Here is an 18,286-nt window from a genome sequence, read left to right on the forward strand (position 1 = left end):
GTTCCGGCGGCGGGAGTCAAGAAAGAGGCGGTCTGCCGGTCGCGCGTCTCACCGGACGCGACGGGTCAGCCGCTCGGTGAGCACCGTGAGCGCCTGCGCCGCCTCCGGCGCGATCGCGCAGTGGCGCAGCGCGTCGAGCGCCTGCCCGGCCCGCAGGGCGATCAGGTCCTCGACCTCGCCGAGGGCGCCGGTGTCCACGATGATCCGCCGGAGCTCGGCCGCCCGGCGTTCGTCCAGGCCGGGGCTGCCGTGCCAGGTCCGCAGCAGGTCCCGTTCCGGCCCTCGCGCCCGCGCGTACGCGTACGCCATGAGCACGGTCCGCTTCCCCTCGCGCAGGTCGTCGAGGACCGGCTTGCCGGTGACGGCGGGGTCGCCGAAGACGCCGAGGACGTCGTCGCGCAGCTGGAACGCCTCTCCGAGCGGCAGGCCGAACCGGGAGTACGCCTCCAGCAGGGCGGGCGGGGCCCCGGCGAGGGCCGCGCCGATCTGCAGCGGGCGCTCCACGGTGTAGCGGGCCGTCTTGTAGCGAATGACCGTCAGGGCCTGTTCGACGTCCGCGTCGGCGCGGGCGTGCGCCAGGATGTCGAGGTACTGCCCGGTGACGACCTCGGTGCGCATCCGGTTGAACAGCTCGCGCGCCGCCCGCCCCCGCACATCGCCGGCGGCGGCGTCCGCGAGCAGTTCGTCCGCCCAGGCCTGCGCGAGCACGCCGAGCAGGATGGCCGCGGACTGGCCGAAGGCCTCCGCCCCCTCCCACCGCGGAGTCCCGGCGAGCCCCCTGTGGATGGTCGGGCGCCCGCGGCGCAGCTCGCTGCCGTCCATGACGTCGTCGTGGATGAGCAGACCGGCGTGATAGAGCTCCAGCGCCGCGCCGGTGATGACGGCCCGGTCCTCGTGCGGCTCATCGCCGCCCGCGCCCCGCCAGCCCCAGTAGCACAGCAGCGGCCTGATGCGCTTGCCGCCCTCGACCACGAACTCGCGCAGCAGCCGGTAGCCCTCGGCGACGTCCGGATCGCCGACCGGGGGACGCCGGGCGTCGAGGAAACCGGCCAGCAGCTCGTCGACCCGTCCCCGGACGGCGCTCGTGACGGCGGCGACGCCGCCGGTGTCACCGACGCCGGTGATCCCCTTGATGGACGTGTCCACGGTGTCCGCGGTCATGCACGGCCTCCTCGCTCGGCGAGCCGGTATCCCTTGCGGAAAGTTACTTAATGAACACGCAAAGTAGAACCGGTCGTTCCGATAGTCGGAACTTCTCGCCGAGCTGCGCTGTACCGCTTGCCGGCCCGGCCGGCCGTTGCGCTCAGTCGGCCCGACCGAATTGGGCGATCGCGGTCGCGAGCAGGGCGAGCCCGAGGACGGCGAGGACGGCCACCTCGACGGCGATGGGCACGTGCCACCCGCCCCACGTCAGCCCCGGCGCGAGCCGGGCCCGTACGGCGGGCGTCAGGTCCAGGTGCGCGAAGACGAGCCGCCTGATGGGGTCCACGGCGTACGAGAGGGGGTCGATCCGGTTGAGCGCGGTCAGCCACACGGGCAGGTTCGAGGCGGGGAACATCGCGCCCGACATGAAGTACAACGGCATGATCAGCAGCTGGTTGAGCGCCATGAACGACTGCATCTGCTTGACCCGCACGGACATCGCGACCCCGAAGGCCGTGATGGTGAAGGCCAGCAGCACCTGGATGCCGAACACGCCGAGCATCAGCCCCGGCGCGTACGGCACGCCCACGGGACCCGCGATGCAGATGACGACGAGGCCCTGGAAGGCCGCGACGGTCGCTCCGCCCAGGCATTTGCCGAGGACGATTGACCCACGGGACACCGGCGCGACCAGCATCTCGCGCAGGAAGCCGAACTCCCGGTCCCAGACGATCGAGGCGGCCGAGGACATCGCGGTGAACAGGACGGCCATGGCGAGGATGCCCGGATAGAGGAAGGTCCGCAGGCCGAGCCCGCCGGTGCCGCCCGAGGTGAGCTGGGACAGGCCGGTGCCGAGGACGAACAGGAACAGGAACGGCTGCACGAGAGAGGTGAGGATGCGCAGCGGGCCGTTGAAGAAGCGGATGATCTCGCGCTGCCAGACCACCTTGACGGCGCGCAGCTCGCTCATCGCGCTGCGCCCCGGCACCCGGACCGCCGTGATGGGCAGCGTCATCGCCGGCCTCCTCGCGCCGCGGCGAGCGCGGCCGGGCCGCGCGCGCCGCCGGACGACTCCGCGTCGCGGATCGACCGGCCGGTGTAGGACATGAAGACGTCGTCCAGGCTGGGCCTGGCCACGCTGACGGACCGGATCGACAGCCCCGAGCGGGAGAACAGCTCCGGCACGAACCGCTCCCCCTCCTCCACCTGGAACACGACGACGTCGCGGGACGCGACGGCCTTGATGCCGAACCGCTCGTCCAGGACGGCGACGGCCGCCGCGCCGTCGTCGGTCTGGATCTGGACGCGGTCCTTGCCGACGCCGGCCTTCAGCGCGGTGGGGGTGTCGAGCGCGATGATCCGGCCGCCGTCCATGATGGCGATGCGGTCGCAGTGCTCGGCCTCGTCCATGTAGTGCGTGGTCAGGAAGACCGTGATGTCCTCGGCCTCCTTCAGCTCCCGGATGTAGGACCAGATGGAGCTCCTGGTCTGCGGGTCCAGGCCGACGGTGGGCTCGTCGAGGAACAGCACCCGCGGCGAGTGCAGCAGGCCGCGGGCGATCTCCAGTCGCCGCCTCATGCCGCCCGAGAACGTCGCGACCTTGGCCGCGCGCCTGTCCCACAGCCCCACCATCTCGAGCACTCCCCGCAGCCGCGGACCGACGTCCGCGCGGGGCACGCCGTACAGCTCGGCATGGAAACGCAGGTTGCGCTCCGCCGTCAGATAGCCGTCGAGCGTCGGGTCCTGAAACACCAGCCCGATGGAACGCCGCACGCTGTCGCGTTCGTGCACCACGTCGTAGCCCGCCACGCGCGCCGCGCCGGCCGTGGGCGTGGTCAGGGTGCAGAGCATGCTGATCGTCGTGGACTTCCCGGCGCCGTTCGGGCCGAGGAAGCCGAAGATCTCCCCTCTGTGCACGGTCAGGTCGATGCCGCGTACGGCCTCGACGTCGCCGTAATGCTTGGCCAGGCCGGTGGTTTCCACCGCCGGATGCGTCATCCCGCCTCCCCATCAATTACACTTGGTGTAACAGTACACCAGGTGTAACCAAGGAAGGCCGATACGCTGTGCCCATGAGAGCGGGCGGACTGCGGGAGCTGAAGAAGAACCAGACCCGGCAGCTCATCGCCGACACCGCGAACGCGCTCTTCCGGGCCCGGGGGTTCGACGAGGTCACCGTGGACGAGATCGCGGCGGCCGCGCAGGTGTCGAAGAAGACGGTGTTCAACCACTTCCCGACCAAGGAGGACCTGGTCTTCTACCGGGCCGAGGACCGGGAGGCCATGTCGCTGGCGGCGGTCACCGACCGCCCGGCCGGGTTCTCCATCCTCGACTCCTTCCGCGCGATGTGCCTGGCGCAGACCAGGCTCATCCCGGGCATGCGGCGCGACCTCGTCCATCCGCGCAGCTTCTTCGACCTCGTCAGCGGCAACCCCTCCTTGGAGCGGAAGATGCACGAGGTCAACGAGCGGATCACCCGGGTGCTCGCCGACGCGCTGGCGGCCGAGGCGGGCGCGGAGCCCGGCGACCCGCTGCCCCGCATCGTCGCCTCGACGCTGGTCGGCGCGCAGCGGGCGCTCTACCGGCGGCTGCGGCAGCGGGTCCGGGAGGGCGGGCCCGACGAGGAGATCGGGCGCGCCCACCGCGCGGACGTCGAACGGGTCTTCGGCCTGCTCGGCAAGGGCCTCGGCGGCTACCCGCAGGCCTGACCGCTATTCGGCCACCGCGACCCTGGCCTCCTGGCCGTCCACGGTCGCGGCGCGCTCGCGCCGCCAGGGGCCGTGGAACAGGAAGACGGCGGGAGCGAACAGCGCCAGGCACACCAGCGAGACCACCAGCCAGGTCTGCCAGCTCGTGGCCTCGACCACGTGCGGGATGACCAGCAGGCCGACCACGGCGATCGCCTTGGTGAGGAAGCCGAACAGGCCCCATGCCGTGCCCTGCAGCCGGGGGTCGACGTCCTCGGCGTCCTCGGAGTAGTTGGCCATCCAGGGGGCGTACGCCACGCCGAGCGAGCCGCCGAGCAGCGCGCCGACGATCATGAGCATGCCGCTGGAGACGCCTTCGCCGCCGAGGATGTACGCCAGGTAGGCGGTGACCAGCACGGCCGCGACGGTGCCGGCGAGCGTGATCGGCTTGCGCAGCTGGGTGCGGTCGGAGACGCGGCCGGCGACGATCAGCGTGATCAGGTTGAGGCTCCAGAAGCACGCCATGATCGTGGACGCCTCGGCGGCCGTGATGCCCAGAGCGCCGACCAGCATGGTCTGCCCGAAGAGCGTGAGCGTGATGTAGAGCACCAGCCACAGCGAGATGCCGACCACGTGGGCCCAGATGTTGGGCCGCACGAACAGCGAGGAGACCCTGGCCGGCCTGGTCAGGTCGACGACGTCGGCGGCCTTGCGCTCGGTGTGCTGGATCTGCGCGCGCAGCTCGGGCGACAGGTCGGCGATGTTGAAGGCGATGACGATCGAGATGACCAGCGAGAAGCAGCCCATGATGACGAACTGCGACCGCCAGGAGTCGTCGAAGATCGGCAGCGTCCAGCCCGCGACGGCGGCGGCGAGGAAGTTGGCCCCCACCGGGCCCCAGGTCCAGAAGCCGAACGCCTGGGCCCTGCCGAGGCGCGGCGAGAAGTCGCGGACCAGCGGCGCGGTGCTCGCCATCGCCACTCCGTCGACGAAGGCCAGCACGATCCTGGCGATCAGCAGGTCCCTTGAGCTGTGGACGAGCGTCATGGCGAAGCAGCACACGGCGGTCAGCAGCATCAGCGGGACCAGCAGGCGCACCCTGCCGATCCGGTCGGTGAGCCTGCCGCCGAGCGCCGACGCGACGGCCCCCGCGACCGCCGCCGCCCCGGACACCGCACCGTACGTCGCGAGGGAGATGTCGAGGTCCTTCAGGAGCAGCGGGACCACGGGGGCGATCTGCGCCTCATAGGAGCCGATGAGGACGGCCAGCACGGCCATCGTGAGGATCTTCATGCGACGCGCACCCGTGGGGTACTCGTCGAGCTCGCGTACGTAGGACAGGCCCATAGACACGCCTTTCTCGTCGTCCCCCGTCCCAGCGATGAGTTCTAGAAGCAAGCTCTAGAATTCATTTCCACGAATGCTGCGCCTCCTCACGCCCAGAGTCAAGGGGCTGTGAGCATGTGTTTCTTCGGCACGGAATGACTAGAATGAGATTCTAGGATTTCGATCGAAGGAGGACGAGGTGGACATCGCCGAGGAGCTGGCCGGGCTGGACGCGGCCTTCGACCACACGGCCGTCGCCGCGCCGCGCATCCGGGACCTGCTGCCGATCTACCGCGACCTGCTGGGAGGTGTTTACCTCGGCGGTGGCGACAACGTGGTGAACGGCTACCGGACGCTCCAGCTCAGCTACGCCAACGGGAGCAAGATCGAGCTGATGGAGCCGCTGGCCGGGTCCTCGTTCTTCGACAGCTTCTTCGACCTCACGCGCGGCAGAGGCGGGGTCCACCACCTCAACTTCCACGTCGCCGACATCGAGGCCGCCGTGGCGGCGCTGCGCGAGCGCGGTTATCGGCTGTTCGGCCTCAACCTCGCCGAACCCCGCTGGCGCGAGGTCTTCCTCCACCCGAAGGAGGCGCACGGGGTCCTGGTCCAGCTCGCCCAGCCGGGGCCGCGCGCTCCCGAGCCGGTGCCGTCCCTCGACGATCTGCTGGCCGGTCGGGGCCGGCGCGGCAACGGCGTCCCGAGCCCGTGACAACGGACCCTCGCCATCTCTAGATTGGAGTTCTAGAATCCGACTCTAAGACTTACTCCGCCTCGGAGGAGAACGATGACCGCATCGCACAAACCCGTCCCGAAGCCGACGCCGGAGACCCAGCCGTTCTGGGACGGCACGGCGGAGGGACTCCTGCGGATCCAGCGCTGCAGCGCCTGTTCGCGGCACTACTTCTATCCACGGCCCGCCTGCCCGCACTGCGGCTCGGACGACGTCACATGGGTGACCTCCTGCGGCAGGGCGACCCTCTACTCGTACGTGATCAGCCATCGCCCGGCTCCCGGCTTCGAGCAGGAGGGGCCGTACGCGATCGCGGTCGTGGAGCTGGAGGAGGGCGTGCGCATGATGACGAACATCGTGGGTGTCGAGATCATGCCGGAGAACCTGCCCCTGGACATGGAGCTGCGCGTGGTGTTCGAGCAACGCGGCGACGTGCACGTTCCCCTCTTCGAGCCCGCTGGGGGTCCCAACCGATGAACATCGTCATCGCGGGCGCGGCCGAGACCGACGAGCTCGGCAAGCTGCCCCACATGTCCACCGCGCAGCTCCACCTCCAGGCCGCGCGCAACGCGCTCGCCGACGCCGGGATGACCAAGGACGACATCGACGGCGTCGCCACCGTCGGCGTGCCCGGCCCGATCCAGATCGCCCACGCGCTCGGGATCGCTCCGGCCTGGCTCGACGGCACCGGGGTGGGCGGCTCGTCCTTCCTCTTCCACGTGCGGCACGCCGCGGCGGCCATCCGGGCCGGGATGTGCACCACCGTGCTCATCACGCACGGCGAGTCCGGGCGGTCGCGGGTCGGCGCGCCCCGGCCGGCCCTCGGCCCCGACTCGCTGATCGGCCAGTTCGAGCTGCCGTACGGCGTGCTCGGCCCGCCCACCATGTTCACGCTGACGGCACTGCGCTACATGAAGGAGACCGGGCTCACGCACGAGCAGCTCGCGGAGGTCGCCGTCGCGCAGCGCCGATGGGCGCACCGCAACCCCCGGGCCATGTACCAGGACATGATCACCGTCGAGGACGTGCTCGCGTCCCGGATGGTCGCCTACCCCTTCCACCTGCTGGAGTGCTGCCTCGTCACCGACGGAGGCGGCGCGCTGATCGTGACGACCGAGGAGCGCGCCCGCAGGTCGCCGGTCCACCTGCTCGGCTCCGGCGAGTCGGCCGAGTCGCCGATCATCTCCCAGATGGAGGACTTCACCACCTCGGCCGCCTTCCGGCGCTCCGGCGAGGCCGCCTTCGCCGAGGCGGGCATCTCGCACGACGACGTGGACCACCTGATGATCTACGATGCCTTCGCGCACGTGCCCATCTACGGGCTGGAGGACCTCGGCTTCGTCAAGCGCGGCGAGGCAGGGCCGTTCATCGCGGAGGGCCACACCTCCCCCGGCGGCCGCCTGCCGCTCAACACCAACGGCGGCGGGCTCTCCTACACCCACACCGGCATGTACGGGATGTTCGCCATCCAGGAGTCCGTACGGCAACTGCGCGGCGAGGCCGCCGCCCAGGTGCCCGACGCCGAAGTCAGCGTCGTCCTCGGCAACGGCGGCATGTTCGCCTCCGCCGCCACGCTCGTCCTGGCCGGCCACCGCCCCTGACCCCGCCCGGCCCTGTCGGCCCTCCCCCGCTGCCGGAGGGCCGACGGCGGCGTACGCCGCTGTAATGGCCGACGCTCGCCCGGCGACTACATGTCGGGGCGTTGACGTCCAGCCGGCCGAACCTTCCGGGGAGCCCGGAAGGCACAGGAGCAGCAGATGAGCATTCAGCGGCGGCTCGAAGATTTCCTCGATCTGATCGATGAAATTCTCAGCGGAGAAGAAGAGATTTCTCCGGACAGAGCGCTCCGGCCGAGACTCCGGCGGCTCCTGAAGAGAATGCTGATCCAGGAGGAAATCCGAAACTCGATGGCCGATGTGGGCGTCGAGGGAGGCCAGCTGCTCGAGATCGCCTCCGGCATGCTCGAACAGATCGCACGTGAAGCCCCGGACGAGTACGACCGGTTTTGCAGTGCGCTCAGCGACTATCAAGCGGCTCTCAGCACCGCCAGGCAGGACGCCGCGGACGACACATGGAACCGCGTTGTGCCCCGGTTGGCCGCGTATGGAGGCATCGCGGGCGGTGTGATCCTGTCGATCGGCCTGCTGGTGGGCGGCCTGTTCGACGTTCTCGGCGAACTCCGGTTCGTCGGCGGCCTGATACTGCTGGCCGCCGCACTCGTCGCGATTCATCTGCGCGTACGGAAGACGATGACCGGGCAGCGATTCCTGTTCATCGTCACCGGCAATTGGGATCGCAAGTTCTACATCTCGCGACGGCAGGCGCTCCTGTCCGCCGTCGTCGAGCGCGACCTGGTCGTTCCCACTCTCCGTCTGGCGTTGAACCAGGCGCGCGAAGACAGGTTGAGCCGGCGTTTCGCCGTCAAGGCCAGTCCCGGCCTCGGGGATCTGCACAGCACGTTGTATTACGTCCCGACGCCCGTCGAGCGGGAGGTGGGCGAGCTCATCCGCCAGCTCACCGGCGGGAGCATCGGAATAGCCGGACCGCGCGGGGCGGGGAAGTCGTCGTTGCTGCGGCTCTATTGCGCCCCTCGACGGCACGCCTCCTCCGCGGACATCTGCTGCCTGGTGTCGGCGCCCGTCGACTACCTGGCTCGCGATTTTGTGCTCCATGTGTTCGCGGCGCTGTGCCGCTCCGTCGCCGTCAAGGTCGGGCGGAGAGGGCGGGGCCGGCTTCTACTGGGACAGCTGTTCATATTGATCGTGTTCGGCATCCCCGTGAACGCGATATTCGGCGGAATGGTCTGGTTTGGGCTCCACAATCTTTCCGGATCGTCTCCGCAGCACGCGCTGTCGCCCGTGGCGCTAGTCACCGGGGGCCCCGTCGTGCTGTACTTCTACGGCGCCTGCGGGATAATTTTCGTGAAACAGTGGTCGAGGCTCCGCGCGGACCGCCGGTTGCGGAGGGCCGCGCTACGAAATCTCGCCCGGATCAGATATCTCCAGACGCACACCGAATCGTGGTCCGGGACCCTGAAGGCGAGCCTCGGGACGAAGCTGGGCCTGGGTCTCGACGGGCAGAGATCGCGCGGCGTCTCCCGAACGGAGCAGCCCCTGGGATATCCCGAGATCGTTCGCCTGTTCCGCGTGTTCGCTAGCATGACGTCCGCACATGCACGGAGACAGGGAGGCCGTGTCGTGATCGGCATAGACGAACTCGACAAGATCTCCTCCGCCGATCAGGGAGAGAAGTTCCTCAACGAGATCAAAAGCATCTTCGGGGTTCCCGGGGTTTACTTCCTCATAACCGTGTCCGATGACGCGTTGACGGCATTCGAACGCAGGGGCATACGTCTTCGCGACGCTTTCGACAGCTCTTTCGACGAGATTCTGCGAGTGGAGCTGCTCAGCTATCGGGAGTCACGGCGCATGCTCTACAGGCGGGTGATCGGATTGTCGGAGCCGTACGTGGCGCTGTGCCATGCACTCTCCGGCGGGTTGGCCCGCGACCTTATTCGTTCGGCTCGGCACGTCATCCGATCGGCCACGGAACGCGGGAAGCCCGACGAGTTCGATTCGATCGTGAGGCACATGGTCAGAGACGACGTCCGGCGGAAAACGGGAGTATTGAGCCAGATCGAGGCGATCAGGAACGACACTGCGCTGCTGCACGTGCTCCACAGGGTCAAGGTCAGATATTACGCCGAGAAGGAGCTGTCCGACCTGCTCCATGACGTCCGGGCCGCACCGCCCAAAAATCAGCGGAAGCCCGATTCGGAAGCGGATCTCCTGCGCCGAGAACTGATCGCCTTCCTGTATCTGTCGATGACGTTGGAAGACGTGTTCAACGAACACCTGGACGAGGACCGGGTGAGATCCGCCGCCGACGACTCACACGGGCAGTGCCTGTTCGACAGGCTGGCGTCCGCTCGCTCGGCCCTCGGCACGAACACGGAGTTGGCGTGGAGACTGACGAGTGAAGCGCGCTCGGCCTGGGGTCTGGACAGCTGGGACAACGAGGCCGGAGGGAATGCCCACCGACCCCGTGGCGGCCCCTTCGGAGTGCAGCCGTCTCCGACTCCCTGACAGCTCCGTCGGCGGCGCTTCGGCACGTCAGACCGTAGGCTTGGCTCCGTCGAGTGGACAGTGACGAGGAGACGCTGGATGACAGCTCTGCCGGATGACAGTTGGCTTCTCAGCATTCGCCCTCAACCCGACCGCGTCACCGCGGAGGAGTACGACGCGCTCCCCGAGGAGATCGCCAAGGCCATCGAGATCGTCGACGGCTACGTGGTCTACTGCGCGGCTCCCACGCCTGATCACCAGACCGCCGGCAGGCGACTGGCGAACCTGCTGGAGCGACATGCCCGCGCCGCCATGGGCAAGGGGCATGAGTGCCTCACCGTCAACAACGACGTGGATCTGCGGCTGAGGGACGTGCCGTTGCTCAACCGCAGGCCCGACGTCGCGCTCTACCGGTGCCTCGACCGAGAGCGGGGCGAGCGTCTGCGCGCCGAGCACGCGCTGCTTGTCGTGGAGATCGTGTCTCCGGGATCGGAGACCCAGGACACGACCGACAAGCTCGGCGAGTATGCCAAGGCCGGCATCCCGCACTACTGGATCGTCCGTATCGACGGCACCGGCGTATCGGCGATCGAACGCTATCGGCTGGACCGGGCGGCGATGCTCTACAAGCACATCGGCACCCTCATGAAGGACGAGCCCGGGGAGGCTCCCGTCGTGAGCAACCCGATCCCCCTCACCGTCGACTGGGCCGAACTACAGTTCTGAACCCGTTCGGCGGCATGCTCATACGGGGAGGGCGTCTCCGGGGAAGCCGTGGCACGGGTGAACCTCGCAGCGCATCATCCCGGCTCGAACGCAGGGGTCCCCGGCCATGATCTCCGCGGCTTCCTCGGCCGGCAAGGTCATGATTGCGACGCCGGACACGGTGCCGGAGGCGACCGGGCACAGGATCGCGATCACCCCCTCGGCGCGCAGCGACACCATACGCCGCTGGTGTTCGAGCTCGATCGCGTCAGCGCCGTCCATGGTCCTCTCCGGCCCCCACGAAAGGAGCGCCAGGCTGTAGGGCTTCGCGGTCGCGGCCAGAACCCGGATCTGTTCGTCGGTCACGCTCGTGCTCATGACGTCTCCCTACTTCTCGATGCGCTCGGCCAGCGAGACGATGATTCCTTCGGGCCCGCGGACGTAGGCCATCCGCCATACGCCTTCGTATTCGCCGACGCCTCCCACCAGGCCGTAGCCGTCGGCGGCGGCGTGCTCGACCGCGGCGTGAAGGTCGTGCACCTCGAAGGCGACGTTGCGCAGGCCCAGCTCGTTGGCCGGCGCGGCAGGCGAACCCGGGAGGTGATCCGGCCGCGTGAAGCTCGACAGCTCCAGCGTCGCGCCTCCGCCGGGCGCTCGCAGCATGACGATCTCGGTGCGGGCGCCGGTCATACCGATCACCGGGTCCAGGAACTCGCCTTCGACGGCCATCTTCGGAGCGGCCTCCAGACCGAGGCCGACGAAGAACGCCTCCCGTCCTCTACCGTCACCATGCCTGCGGCCAGATCGCCCACGTCGACCCACGCTGCAGCCACTGCGGAGAGCCGATGCACGCCGACCTCCTCCCCGGCCCGGGTTCGGCCTGACGGCCAAAGGCCGCTTCGATGGGGAACGGCGCCGCCTCAGTAGGGCCCAAAGGTCACCGCGCAGGGGACGCCGTTGAGCGTGAAGCCGGTGGGGTGTTCGTCGGCCCCGTTTGCGTTGAAGCCGATCCAGAAGCTCGTGCCGGGATCGATGCTCTGCTGCCAGATCGGACTGGCGGCCTGGACGCTCGGCGGGGTCTCGGAGAAGGTCGCGTTCCACCCTTGCATCAGGGTCTGGCTTCCGGGGAAGACGAACTGCAGGATCCAGGGGCTGAACACCCGGGTCCCGGTGTTGGTGATCGTCACTCTGGTCGTGAAACCGGTGGTCCACCCCAGGCTGGCGTAGGTCACCGCGCAGTCGTAACCGGCCGGCACGTCCGCGGGCGCCGCCCGGGCGGGCGCCGTGAACGACGCGGCCAGGAGAAGCCCGGCAATACCGATCCCCGACGAAGCCCGCAGAAAACGCATCGATCCCCCTCAGGGGGGCGTCCCATGAAACCGATTTCGATGTGATCGTGAGCCACTCGAAATGCGCTGTCAAACAATTACCGGGACATATTCCGCGGCGCGTCGGCCCTGTCACACGTACGTTCGCCGCTTGGGCTGACCGAGCTGGGAGTTTCACCGCCGGCCACATACCGGTCACTTGACGGAGGCCAGCGGAACGGCCCTACCCGACGTCGCTAATCGCGCTTTTCAGGCGCGCAGGAATGGTGGTCTGGCGACCGGTTCGGTAGCGGCCCGGGGTCGTTCCGATGATGTCGGTGAACGCCGCGATGAAGCCGCTCGGGTTGGCCCATCCACAGGCGTAGGCGGTCTGGGTGGTGTCGTGGCCGTCGGCGAGGAGCACGAGCGCGTGGTGGATGCGCAGCTGCGTGCGCCACTCGTAGAAGGTCATGCCGAGTTCCTTGCGGAACAGGCGGCTGAGAGTGCGGGTGCTGGCTCCGATCGTCTTCCCGAGCTCGGCCAGCGGGGCGTTGTCCGCCGGATTCTCATGCAGCATCCGGGCGATGGCCTGCAGCCGGTCGTCCCGTGGCTCCGGCAGGTGCAGCGGCTGTTCGTGTGCCTCGCGCAGGTCGTCGACGAGGACGCGAAGAAGGCGAAGGCGCGCGGAGCGGCTGTAGGCGGGCGCGTCGTCGTCGTAGTTGCGGGGGCCGGTCAGGGCGAGCAGGACCTCTCGGGCGAGGTTGGAGGCCAGGAACACGACGGGACGCTCTGGTATGAGCCGGGCGAGGGACGGCGCGACAAAGACGATCCGCATGTCGGTGTCGCCGTGGGCGCGGTGGTAGTGCGTGAACCCGGCCGGAGTCCAGGCGACCCGGTTCGCGGGAACGATCGAGGTGCCGCGCTCGGTGTGGACTGCCAAGACGCCGCTCGCCGCGTACACCAGGTGTCCCCGTGCGTGCGACTGCACTGCGCTGACTTCACCGGACGGCCAGAGGTGCCGCCCGCCGGACGGCCACAGATGTGACGTCACACCGGCCGTCGGGCGAGGTTGGCGGCGAACGGGCATCGATTGGCATCCTATCGGTGGCCGGCCACACCGCGATCTCGTGACACTTCCTCCATGCGGACGTGGTTCCCGGTCGTGCAGAGCAGCCCGGCCGCACCACCTGGCATCGGGGCAGCGTGCCTCGATGCCGCCGCTTGCGAGAGAAGGAGAAACGCATGGCGACGTTCGTTCTTGTGCCCGGCGGTTGGAAGGGCTCCTGGGCGTATGAGGCGGTGGTTCCGCTGCTGGAGGGCGCAGGTCATACCGTTCACGCCCTGACCCTGACCGGTCTGCGGCCGGACGACGACAACGCGACGGTCGCGACTGCCAACCTCGACACGCACGCCGACGACGTGTTGCGGCTCCTCGATCGTGCCCACATCACCAGCGCGACGCTTGTCGGCCACAGCTACGCCGGGATGGTGATCGCCGCCGCCGCCGATCGCGCCGACGGGCGGATCTCACGGCTGGTGCATCTCGACGCCTTCGTCCCGCGCGATGGCGAGTCGTGGTGGTCGTCGGCGAACGAGTACTTCCGGGAAGTGATCGCGGCCGGCGCCGCGGGCACGGGCTACGCCGTCCGTCCGCCGGACGGCGGCGATCCCCGCCGCCGTCCTCATCCCCTCGCCTCGTTCCTGCAGGCGATCCGGCTCACAGGCACGCCGGCCCAGGTGCTCCGCCGGGAGTTCGTCTACTGCTCGGGATGGGAAGACCGGACGCCGTTCGCCGAACTCCGCACCCGGCTCCAGGCCGATCCCGGATGGCAGGTCCACGACCTCCCGACCGGCCACGACGCGATGCACGAGGCCCCGGAGGCGGTCGCCGCACTACTGCTCGGCGACCGCACCGCGGATGCATCACCCAACAGTTAGGCTTCACCCCCGCCGGTTGATGAGCGAGCCGCGGAGCCCCGCCCGAACAGGGGTCTGAGAGGGGTCCGAGGATGCCCGCTTCATCGATTCCGGGGACATCTCGCCGCGATGCCCCGATCATTGGGCGATGCGACCGGAAATCAGCGCGATCGGACGGCTCGCCGTGATCGGTGCGCTGGGCGCCGCCGCGATCGGATGCTCGGGCGACGGCGTGGACGCACGCGACTCCCCCGCCTCCACGGCGGGCACACCGGCGGCGGTCACCCGGCCCGAGGTGGTTCCGTCTCTGTCCGGCGGGACCTGGACGGAGACCAGAACGGCCGGAGCCGGCGCCGTGATGGAGAGCGTCGCCGCGACCGGGCACGCCGAGGCCTGGGCCGTGAGCAGCCCCGGCGAGAACAGACGGAGCGGCCCGATCCTGCGCTGGGACGGCCGCGCCTGGCAGTCCGTGGCACTGCCGCCGGGCCTGCGCCATCCCCGAGTGGTGTCCGGGACGTCCGGCGTCTCCGGGGGTCTCTGGGCGCTGACCGGTGACGGGGACAGCGGACCCACCGTGGAGCGCTGGGACGGACGCCGCTGGACGTACGAGAAAACCCCGAGGGTCCACAACGACCCGGAGGTGTTCGACCTGGCCACGATCCCCGGAGAAAACCGGGTGTTCGCGGTCGGCGGCAACCCCTCGTACGACGAGGACAGCCAGGCGTGGATCTGGACGCGGAGCTGAGACGGGCCGACGCTCACGGCTGAAGCCTCGGCGAGATCACCGGCCGAGCCCGCAGCGCAATCCCCCCCGTCAGCCGGGCGCGGGCCCGCGACCTCGCGGACTCGCGGCCAACGCCTCCTCCACGCCCGGCGTCACCACCGCGCGGAACGCCGCGTCCATCTCGGCGGGGGTGGCGGTCAGTTCGCCGTCGGCCCACTTGCGCAGCAGCGCCATGAACGCCCCGACGACGCAGGTGATCATCAGATCGAGCGAAGCCGGCGGTGTGCTTCCCGAGGGGAGGCCCGCCAGCAGTTCGTCACGGACGACCGCGGCCATGATCTGCTCTCCGCGCGCCATCACGACGCCGCCCCCGCGCCGTCCGAGCAGTGCTCGCACCAGTCGGCGCTGCTCCTGAAGGTGCTCGAACATCGGCAGGCTGAAGGCGAACAACACGCCCGGCCGGGACGCGGGAGCAAGATGGAGGAGGTCGGATAGTTCGTCCAGGTTGCTGAACAGCACATCCTGTTTGTCGGTGAAGTGTGCGTAGAAGGTCGAGCGTCCGACGTTGGCGCGGTTTATCAGGTCCGTGACCGTCACCGTCTCGTAGCCCTTCTCCAGGATCAGCTCTGTCAACGCCTGCTGAACGGCCCGGCGGGTGCGCCGCACCCGTCGGTCGGAGCTCTCCCGCCGCGGGCTTCCGGACACCTTTTCCTTCCCTGTCCCGTACGGCACAGCCTGCCGGATCTGCTTGTTGACCGTCTCACGGCCCCGAATCGATCATTTATAACCGAACACATTGTTCCGAAACAAGAAGGAGAATCCCTTGAGCGCAGGAAAGCTCCTCCACGGTCACTCAAGACACAGCGACGGGGGCGGCACGATCGATTACCCGCGGGGTTACGACGTTCTGGCCGAAATCGGCTTCCTCGGACGCCGCCGCGGCGTTTTCACGCGTCTGGCCGCGCTGTCGGGCGCCGAGCAGGGCCATCAGATCGTGGACGTCGGATGCGGCACCGGCTACCTGACCCGGATGCTGGCTCCGATTGTGGGTCGCGAAGGGCGGGTGACCGGCCTCGACCCGTCGCCGGCGATGATCGGCCACGCCCGTCGGCGTTCACCTGACAACTGCTCCTATCAGGTGGGCGAGGGGCAGGCGATGCCTTTCCCCGACGCCTCGTTCGACATCGCGGTTTCCAGCTTCGCCGTTCATCACATGCCCGTCTCCGCCCGCGGCACCGCCGTAAGGGAGATGTTCCGCGTCCTGCGGCCGGGTGGCCGGCTGCTGATCGCCGAGTTCCGCCCGCCGGCCAACCCCCTCGCCGCCCGCCTCGCGGCCGTGCTTGCCGGTCCCGCCATGCGGCCCACCATGCCGGAACTGCTCGCCGACCTGGTTCCCGGCGCCGGCTTTCGCGTCGAGAGCACGGGCACGGTGGGACCGGTGCTCTACTACGTCACCGCCGTTCGTCCGCTCGATGCCCCTTCCTGAGAACCACCTCGCGCCGCGCGAACCGCCTGTGCGCGGCGGTGCGCGCCGCGCACAGGCGTACGAGCTCAGCGGCCGGGCCGGTCTCGCCAGGTGATGAGCGCGTCGAGCGCCTCCACGTGGGAGCCCCGCACGAGCAGGGGGTTGATCTCCAGCGACTCCAGGTCGTCGCCGAGGCTCCCGGCGAAGGCGGCGACCCGGGCCACGACCGCCGCGACGGCGTCGAGATCGGCGGGCTCGGTGCCACGAGCGCCCCGCAGCAGCGCGGCGCCGCGCAGCTCGTCCAGCGCCCGCCGCGCCTCGGCCGCGTCCACCGGCAGGACGCGCAGCGCCGTGTCACGCAGCGCCTCCACCCAGATCCCGCCCAGGCCGACGGCCAGGGTGAGCCCCCACGCCGGGTCCCGTACGATGCCCACCAGCAGTTCCACGCCGCCGCCGCGCTGCGGCTGGACGAGCGCGCCCACCCGGCCGGCGCCGGGGACCGCCGCGGCGGCGGCCACGACCTCGCGGTAGGCCCGCTCGACGTCCCGCGCGCCGGACAGGCCCAGCCGGACCCCGCCGATGTCGCTCTTGTGCCCCAGCCCTTCCGCGGCGGCCTTGAGGACGACCGGGTAGCCGAACCCGACCGCCGCCGCCACCGCCGACTCCTCGTCGTGCACCAGCTCGCCGGGCACGACCGGGATCCCGGCCGACGACAGCAGAGCGGCGGCGCGGTGCTCGGCCCACACGCCGGTCCCCGGCTCGACCGCCGGGGCGCTCACCGCGGCCTCGGCCGGGACGGCCGCGTCCGCCGCCTCGACCGCGGCGCGGTAGGCCCGCCCCCATCGGACGGCGGCGCCGATGGCGTGCATGCCGTGCTCGATGCCGCCCGCGACGTACGGGAACCCGGCCTGCCGCTGGACGTCGCGGCCGAACTCGGTGACGTCGGTCAGCACGTTGCTCACGACGACGACCGGCATCGGCGCCTCGGCCATGCGCCTGGCGCTCGCCGAGAACGTGGCGTACACGGGGGCGGGGTCGGGCGGGGCGACGCGCGGGAGGTCCGACAGCAGCATGACCGCGTCCACCCCGGGATCGGCGGTGACGGCCTCCAGCGCGCGGCCGAGCAGCGTGCGGTCGATGAGCACGTAGCCGGTGACGTCGAGGGGGTTCTGCACGGTCCCGAAGGCGGGCACGATCTCCCGCAGCCGGGCGACGGTCTCCGGGGCGAACGCCGGCAGCTCCAGTCCCTCGTCCTCGGCCCGGTCGGCGATGATCTCCGACGCGCCGCCCGAGGGCGTGACGACGCCGATCCGCGGGCCTGGCAACGGGCCCACCTCGGCGAGCAGGCCCGCGGTGATGATGAGGTCCTCAAGCGACCGCACCCGCACCACCCCGAGCTGCCGGAACGCCGCGTCGATCACGTTGTCGTCGCCCACGAGCGCGCCGGTGTGGGCCTGGGCGGTGCGGGAGGCGAGCCGGCTGCGGCCGATCTTCAGCGCGACGATCGGCTTGCCCGCGAGCAGCGCCCGGCGCGCCGCCCGGGAGAACGCGGCCGGGTCGCGGACCGACTCGAGGAACAGCGCGATGGCCTTGGTCGCCGGGTCGTCCACCAGGTAGTCGATCACGTCGGTGACGGTGACGAGCGACTCGTTGCCCATCGAGGTGAGCAGGCTGACCCCGACGTTGCGCGCCTGGGCGAAGCCGAGCACCGAGCTGGCCAGAGCGCCGCTCTGCAGCACCACCCCGACCGACCCGCGCAGCAGCGGGGACGGGATCGGCAGGCCGTACGGCGTGACGTCGGCGGCGGCGTTGATGAAGCCGTTGCCGTTGGGGCCGAGCACGGTGAGGTCGCTCTCCCGAGCGAAGTCGACGATCTCCGCCTCCAGGGCGGCGCCCTCCGGCCCGGTCTCGCCGAAGCCCGCCGTGAGGATCACGTAGTGACGGATGCCGAGCTTGGCCCCCTCGCGCAGCACGGGCAGCACGGCCGTGGTCGGCACCATCACGTACGCGAGGTCGACCTGGCCGGGGATGTCGGACAGGCTGCGGTGGGCCTGCTCGCCGTGCACGACGCCGCCGCGCGGGTTGACCAGGTGCACGGGCCCGCGGAAGCCGTGCGTACGGAGGTTGGTCAGCGTGCTGATCGACCAGCCGGACTTGTCCGTCGCCCCGACCAGGGCGATCGACCGGGGGTTGAACAGCTCTCCTACCGGCATCC

General features: G+C 69.9%; 19 protein-coding genes. 9 read left to right on the plus strand and 10 right to left on the minus strand.

What is annotated here, in order from left to right; translation table 11 throughout:
- Window positions 1-48: 48 nt before the first annotated feature.
- The 3 genes from BXA11_RS15400 to BXA11_RS15410 form a co-directional block, all read right to left on the minus strand.
- Window positions 49-1,161: a polyprenyl synthetase family protein gene (locus tag BXA11_RS15400; protein WP_083744258.1), complete on the minus strand. Its 1,113-nt coding sequence runs from the start codon at window positions 1,159-1,161 to the stop codon at window positions 49-51.
- A 142-nt stretch (window positions 1,162-1,303) separates the two neighbouring features.
- Window positions 1,304-2,158 (minus strand): ABC transporter permease, encoded by an 855-nt coding sequence (locus BXA11_RS15405; protein WP_030511821.1) that lies wholly within the window; start codon window positions 2,156-2,158, stop codon window positions 1,304-1,306.
- Complete coding sequence (locus BXA11_RS15410; RefSeq protein ID WP_030511820.1) at window positions 2,155-3,141, minus strand: daunorubicin resistance protein DrrA family ABC transporter ATP-binding protein; 987 nt, start codon at window positions 3,139-3,141, stop codon at window positions 2,155-2,157. Before BXA11_RS15410 ends, BXA11_RS15405 begins: the two co-directional genes overlap by 4 nt.
- Window positions 3,142-3,215: 74 nt before the next feature.
- Between BXA11_RS15410 and BXA11_RS15415 the strand changes: the two genes are divergently transcribed.
- Window positions 3,216-3,851: a TetR/AcrR family transcriptional regulator gene (locus BXA11_RS15415; protein ID WP_076435080.1), complete on the plus strand. Its 636-nt coding sequence runs from the start codon at window positions 3,216-3,218 to the stop codon at window positions 3,849-3,851.
- A gap of 3 nt (window positions 3,852-3,854) precedes the next feature.
- Here BXA11_RS15415 and BXA11_RS15420 read toward each other — a convergent pair whose 3' ends face one another.
- The gene (locus BXA11_RS15420) at window positions 3,855-5,177 is read right to left on the minus strand and encodes an MFS transporter (protein ID WP_076435081.1); all 1,323 of its coding nucleotides are present in this window, start codon (window positions 5,175-5,177) and stop codon (window positions 3,855-3,857) included.
- Window positions 5,178-5,355: 178 nt separating this feature from the next.
- Between BXA11_RS15420 and BXA11_RS15425 the strand changes: the two genes are divergently transcribed.
- The 5 genes from BXA11_RS15425 to BXA11_RS15445 all read left to right on the plus strand — a co-directional run bounded on the left by BXA11_RS15425 (window position 5,356) and on the right by BXA11_RS15445 (window position 10,679).
- Window positions 5,356-5,868, plus strand: a complete 513-nt coding sequence (locus tag BXA11_RS15425; protein WP_076435082.1) for a VOC family protein — start codon at window positions 5,356-5,358, stop codon at window positions 5,866-5,868.
- Window positions 5,869-5,943: 75 nt separating this feature from the next.
- The gene (locus BXA11_RS15430; RefSeq protein ID WP_076435083.1) at window positions 5,944-6,366 is read left to right on the plus strand and encodes a Zn-ribbon domain-containing OB-fold protein; all 423 of its coding nucleotides are present in this window, start codon (window positions 5,944-5,946) and stop codon (window positions 6,364-6,366) included.
- A complete protein-coding gene (locus BXA11_RS15435) occupies window positions 6,363-7,490 on the plus strand; it encodes a thiolase C-terminal domain-containing protein (protein WP_076435084.1) in 1,128 nt (375 codons plus the stop codon). The genes BXA11_RS15430 and BXA11_RS15435 overlap by 4 nt, the downstream gene beginning before the upstream one ends.
- 156 nt (window positions 7,491-7,646) lie before the next feature.
- On the plus strand, window positions 7,647-9,974 hold the full coding sequence (locus BXA11_RS15440; protein WP_076435085.1) for a hypothetical protein: 2,328 nt from the start codon (window positions 7,647-7,649) through the stop codon (window positions 9,972-9,974).
- 78 nt (window positions 9,975-10,052) lie between these two features.
- Window positions 10,053-10,679 (plus strand): Uma2 family endonuclease, encoded by a 627-nt coding sequence (locus tag BXA11_RS15445; RefSeq protein ID WP_030511813.1) that lies wholly within the window; start codon window positions 10,053-10,055, stop codon window positions 10,677-10,679.
- 18 nt (window positions 10,680-10,697) lie between these two features.
- Here the strand turns inward: BXA11_RS15445 and BXA11_RS15450 are convergent, their stop codons facing one another.
- From BXA11_RS15450 to BXA11_RS15470, 4 genes are all read right to left on the minus strand, one after another.
- On the minus strand, window positions 10,698-11,036 hold the full coding sequence (locus BXA11_RS15450) for a YciI family protein (protein ID WP_076435086.1): 339 nt from the start codon (window positions 11,034-11,036) through the stop codon (window positions 10,698-10,700).
- Window positions 11,037-11,045: 9 nt separating this feature from the next.
- A complete protein-coding gene (locus BXA11_RS15455) occupies window positions 11,046-11,387 on the minus strand; it encodes a VOC family protein (protein WP_204053974.1) in 342 nt (113 codons plus the stop codon).
- Window positions 11,388-11,578: 191 nt separating this feature from the next.
- Window positions 11,579-12,007, minus strand: coding sequence for a cellulose binding domain-containing protein (locus BXA11_RS15465; RefSeq protein WP_076435088.1), 429 nt, complete (start codon window positions 12,005-12,007; stop codon window positions 11,579-11,581).
- A 202-nt stretch (window positions 12,008-12,209) separates the two neighbouring features.
- Window positions 12,210-12,953: an AraC family transcriptional regulator gene (locus BXA11_RS15470; protein ID WP_076435089.1), complete on the minus strand. Its 744-nt coding sequence runs from the start codon at window positions 12,951-12,953 to the stop codon at window positions 12,210-12,212.
- A 254-nt stretch (window positions 12,954-13,207) separates the two neighbouring features.
- On the opposite strand from BXA11_RS15470, the gene BXA11_RS15475 reads away from it, so the two are divergent.
- Complete coding sequence (locus BXA11_RS15475; protein WP_076435090.1) at window positions 13,208-13,903, plus strand: alpha/beta fold hydrolase; 696 nt, start codon at window positions 13,208-13,210, stop codon at window positions 13,901-13,903.
- Between the two features lie 127 nt (window positions 13,904-14,030).
- Entirely contained in the window at window positions 14,031-14,627 is a 597-nt protein-coding gene (locus BXA11_RS15480; RefSeq protein WP_076435091.1) for a hypothetical protein, read from the plus strand.
- A 69-nt stretch (window positions 14,628-14,696) separates the two neighbouring features.
- Here BXA11_RS15480 and BXA11_RS15485 read toward each other — a convergent pair whose 3' ends face one another.
- On the minus strand, window positions 14,697-15,311 hold the full coding sequence (locus BXA11_RS15485; RefSeq protein ID WP_076435092.1) for a TetR/AcrR family transcriptional regulator: 615 nt from the start codon (window positions 15,309-15,311) through the stop codon (window positions 14,697-14,699).
- Window positions 15,312-15,402: 91 nt separating this feature from the next.
- On the opposite strand from BXA11_RS15485, the gene BXA11_RS15490 reads away from it, so the two are divergent.
- Complete coding sequence (locus BXA11_RS15490) at window positions 15,403-16,092, plus strand: class I SAM-dependent methyltransferase (protein ID WP_083744261.1); 690 nt, start codon at window positions 15,403-15,405, stop codon at window positions 16,090-16,092.
- Between the two features lie 65 nt (window positions 16,093-16,157).
- Here the strand turns inward: BXA11_RS15490 and BXA11_RS15495 are convergent, their stop codons facing one another.
- Window positions 16,158-18,284: an acetate--CoA ligase family protein gene (locus BXA11_RS15495; RefSeq protein ID WP_076435093.1), complete on the minus strand. Its 2,127-nt coding sequence runs from the start codon at window positions 18,282-18,284 to the stop codon at window positions 16,158-16,160.
- Window positions 18,285-18,286 lie beyond the last annotated feature (2 nt).

It is taken from the genome of Microbispora rosea, from assembly GCF_900156315.1.
GTDB classification, from domain to species: Bacteria; Actinomycetota; Actinomycetes; order Streptosporangiales; family Streptosporangiaceae; genus Microbispora; species Microbispora rosea.

What these genes read in the sequence shown, in the direction of transcription:
- BXA11_RS15400 (WP_083744258.1), bottom strand. Translation starts at nt 1,161, where the DNA reads ATGACCGCGGACACCGTGGACACGTCCATCAAGGGGATCACCGGCGTC.
- BXA11_RS15405 (WP_030511821.1), bottom strand. Translation starts at nt 2,158, where the DNA reads ATGACGCTGCCCATCACGGCGGTCCGGGTGCCGGGGCGCAGCGCGATG.
- BXA11_RS15410 (WP_030511820.1), bottom strand. Translation starts at nt 3,141, where the DNA reads ATGACGCATCCGGCGGTGGAAACCACCGGCCTGGCCAAGCATTACGGC.
- BXA11_RS15415 (WP_076435080.1), top strand. Translation starts at nt 3,216, where the DNA reads ATGAGAGCGGGCGGACTGCGGGAGCTGAAGAAGAACCAGACCCGGCAG.
- BXA11_RS15420 (WP_076435081.1), bottom strand. Translation starts at nt 5,177, where the DNA reads ATGGGCCTGTCCTACGTACGCGAGCTCGACGAGTACCCCACGGGTGCG.
- BXA11_RS15430 (WP_076435083.1), top strand. Translation starts at nt 5,944, where the DNA reads ATGACCGCATCGCACAAACCCGTCCCGAAGCCGACGCCGGAGACCCAG.
- BXA11_RS15435 (WP_076435084.1), top strand. Translation starts at nt 6,363, where the DNA reads ATGAACATCGTCATCGCGGGCGCGGCCGAGACCGACGAGCTCGGCAAG.
- BXA11_RS15440 (WP_076435085.1), top strand. Translation starts at nt 7,647, where the DNA reads ATGAGCATTCAGCGGCGGCTCGAAGATTTCCTCGATCTGATCGATGAA.
- BXA11_RS15445 (WP_030511813.1), top strand. Translation starts at nt 10,053, where the DNA reads ATGACAGCTCTGCCGGATGACAGTTGGCTTCTCAGCATTCGCCCTCAA.
- BXA11_RS15450 (WP_076435086.1), bottom strand. Translation starts at nt 11,036, where the DNA reads ATGAGCACGAGCGTGACCGACGAACAGATCCGGGTTCTGGCCGCGACC.
- BXA11_RS15455 (WP_204053974.1), bottom strand. Translation starts at nt 11,387, where the DNA reads ATGGCCGTCGAAGGCGAGTTCCTGGACCCGGTGATCGGTATGACCGGC.
- BXA11_RS15465 (WP_076435088.1), bottom strand. Translation starts at nt 12,007, where the DNA reads ATGCGTTTTCTGCGGGCTTCGTCGGGGATCGGTATTGCCGGGCTTCTC.
- BXA11_RS15475 (WP_076435090.1), top strand. Translation starts at nt 13,208, where the DNA reads ATGGCGACGTTCGTTCTTGTGCCCGGCGGTTGGAAGGGCTCCTGGGCG.
- BXA11_RS15480 (WP_076435091.1), top strand. Translation starts at nt 14,031, where the DNA reads ATGCGACCGGAAATCAGCGCGATCGGACGGCTCGCCGTGATCGGTGCG.
- BXA11_RS15495 (WP_076435093.1), bottom strand. Translation starts at nt 18,284, where the DNA reads ATGCCGGTAGGAGAGCTGTTCAACCCCCGGTCGATCGCCCTGGTCGGG.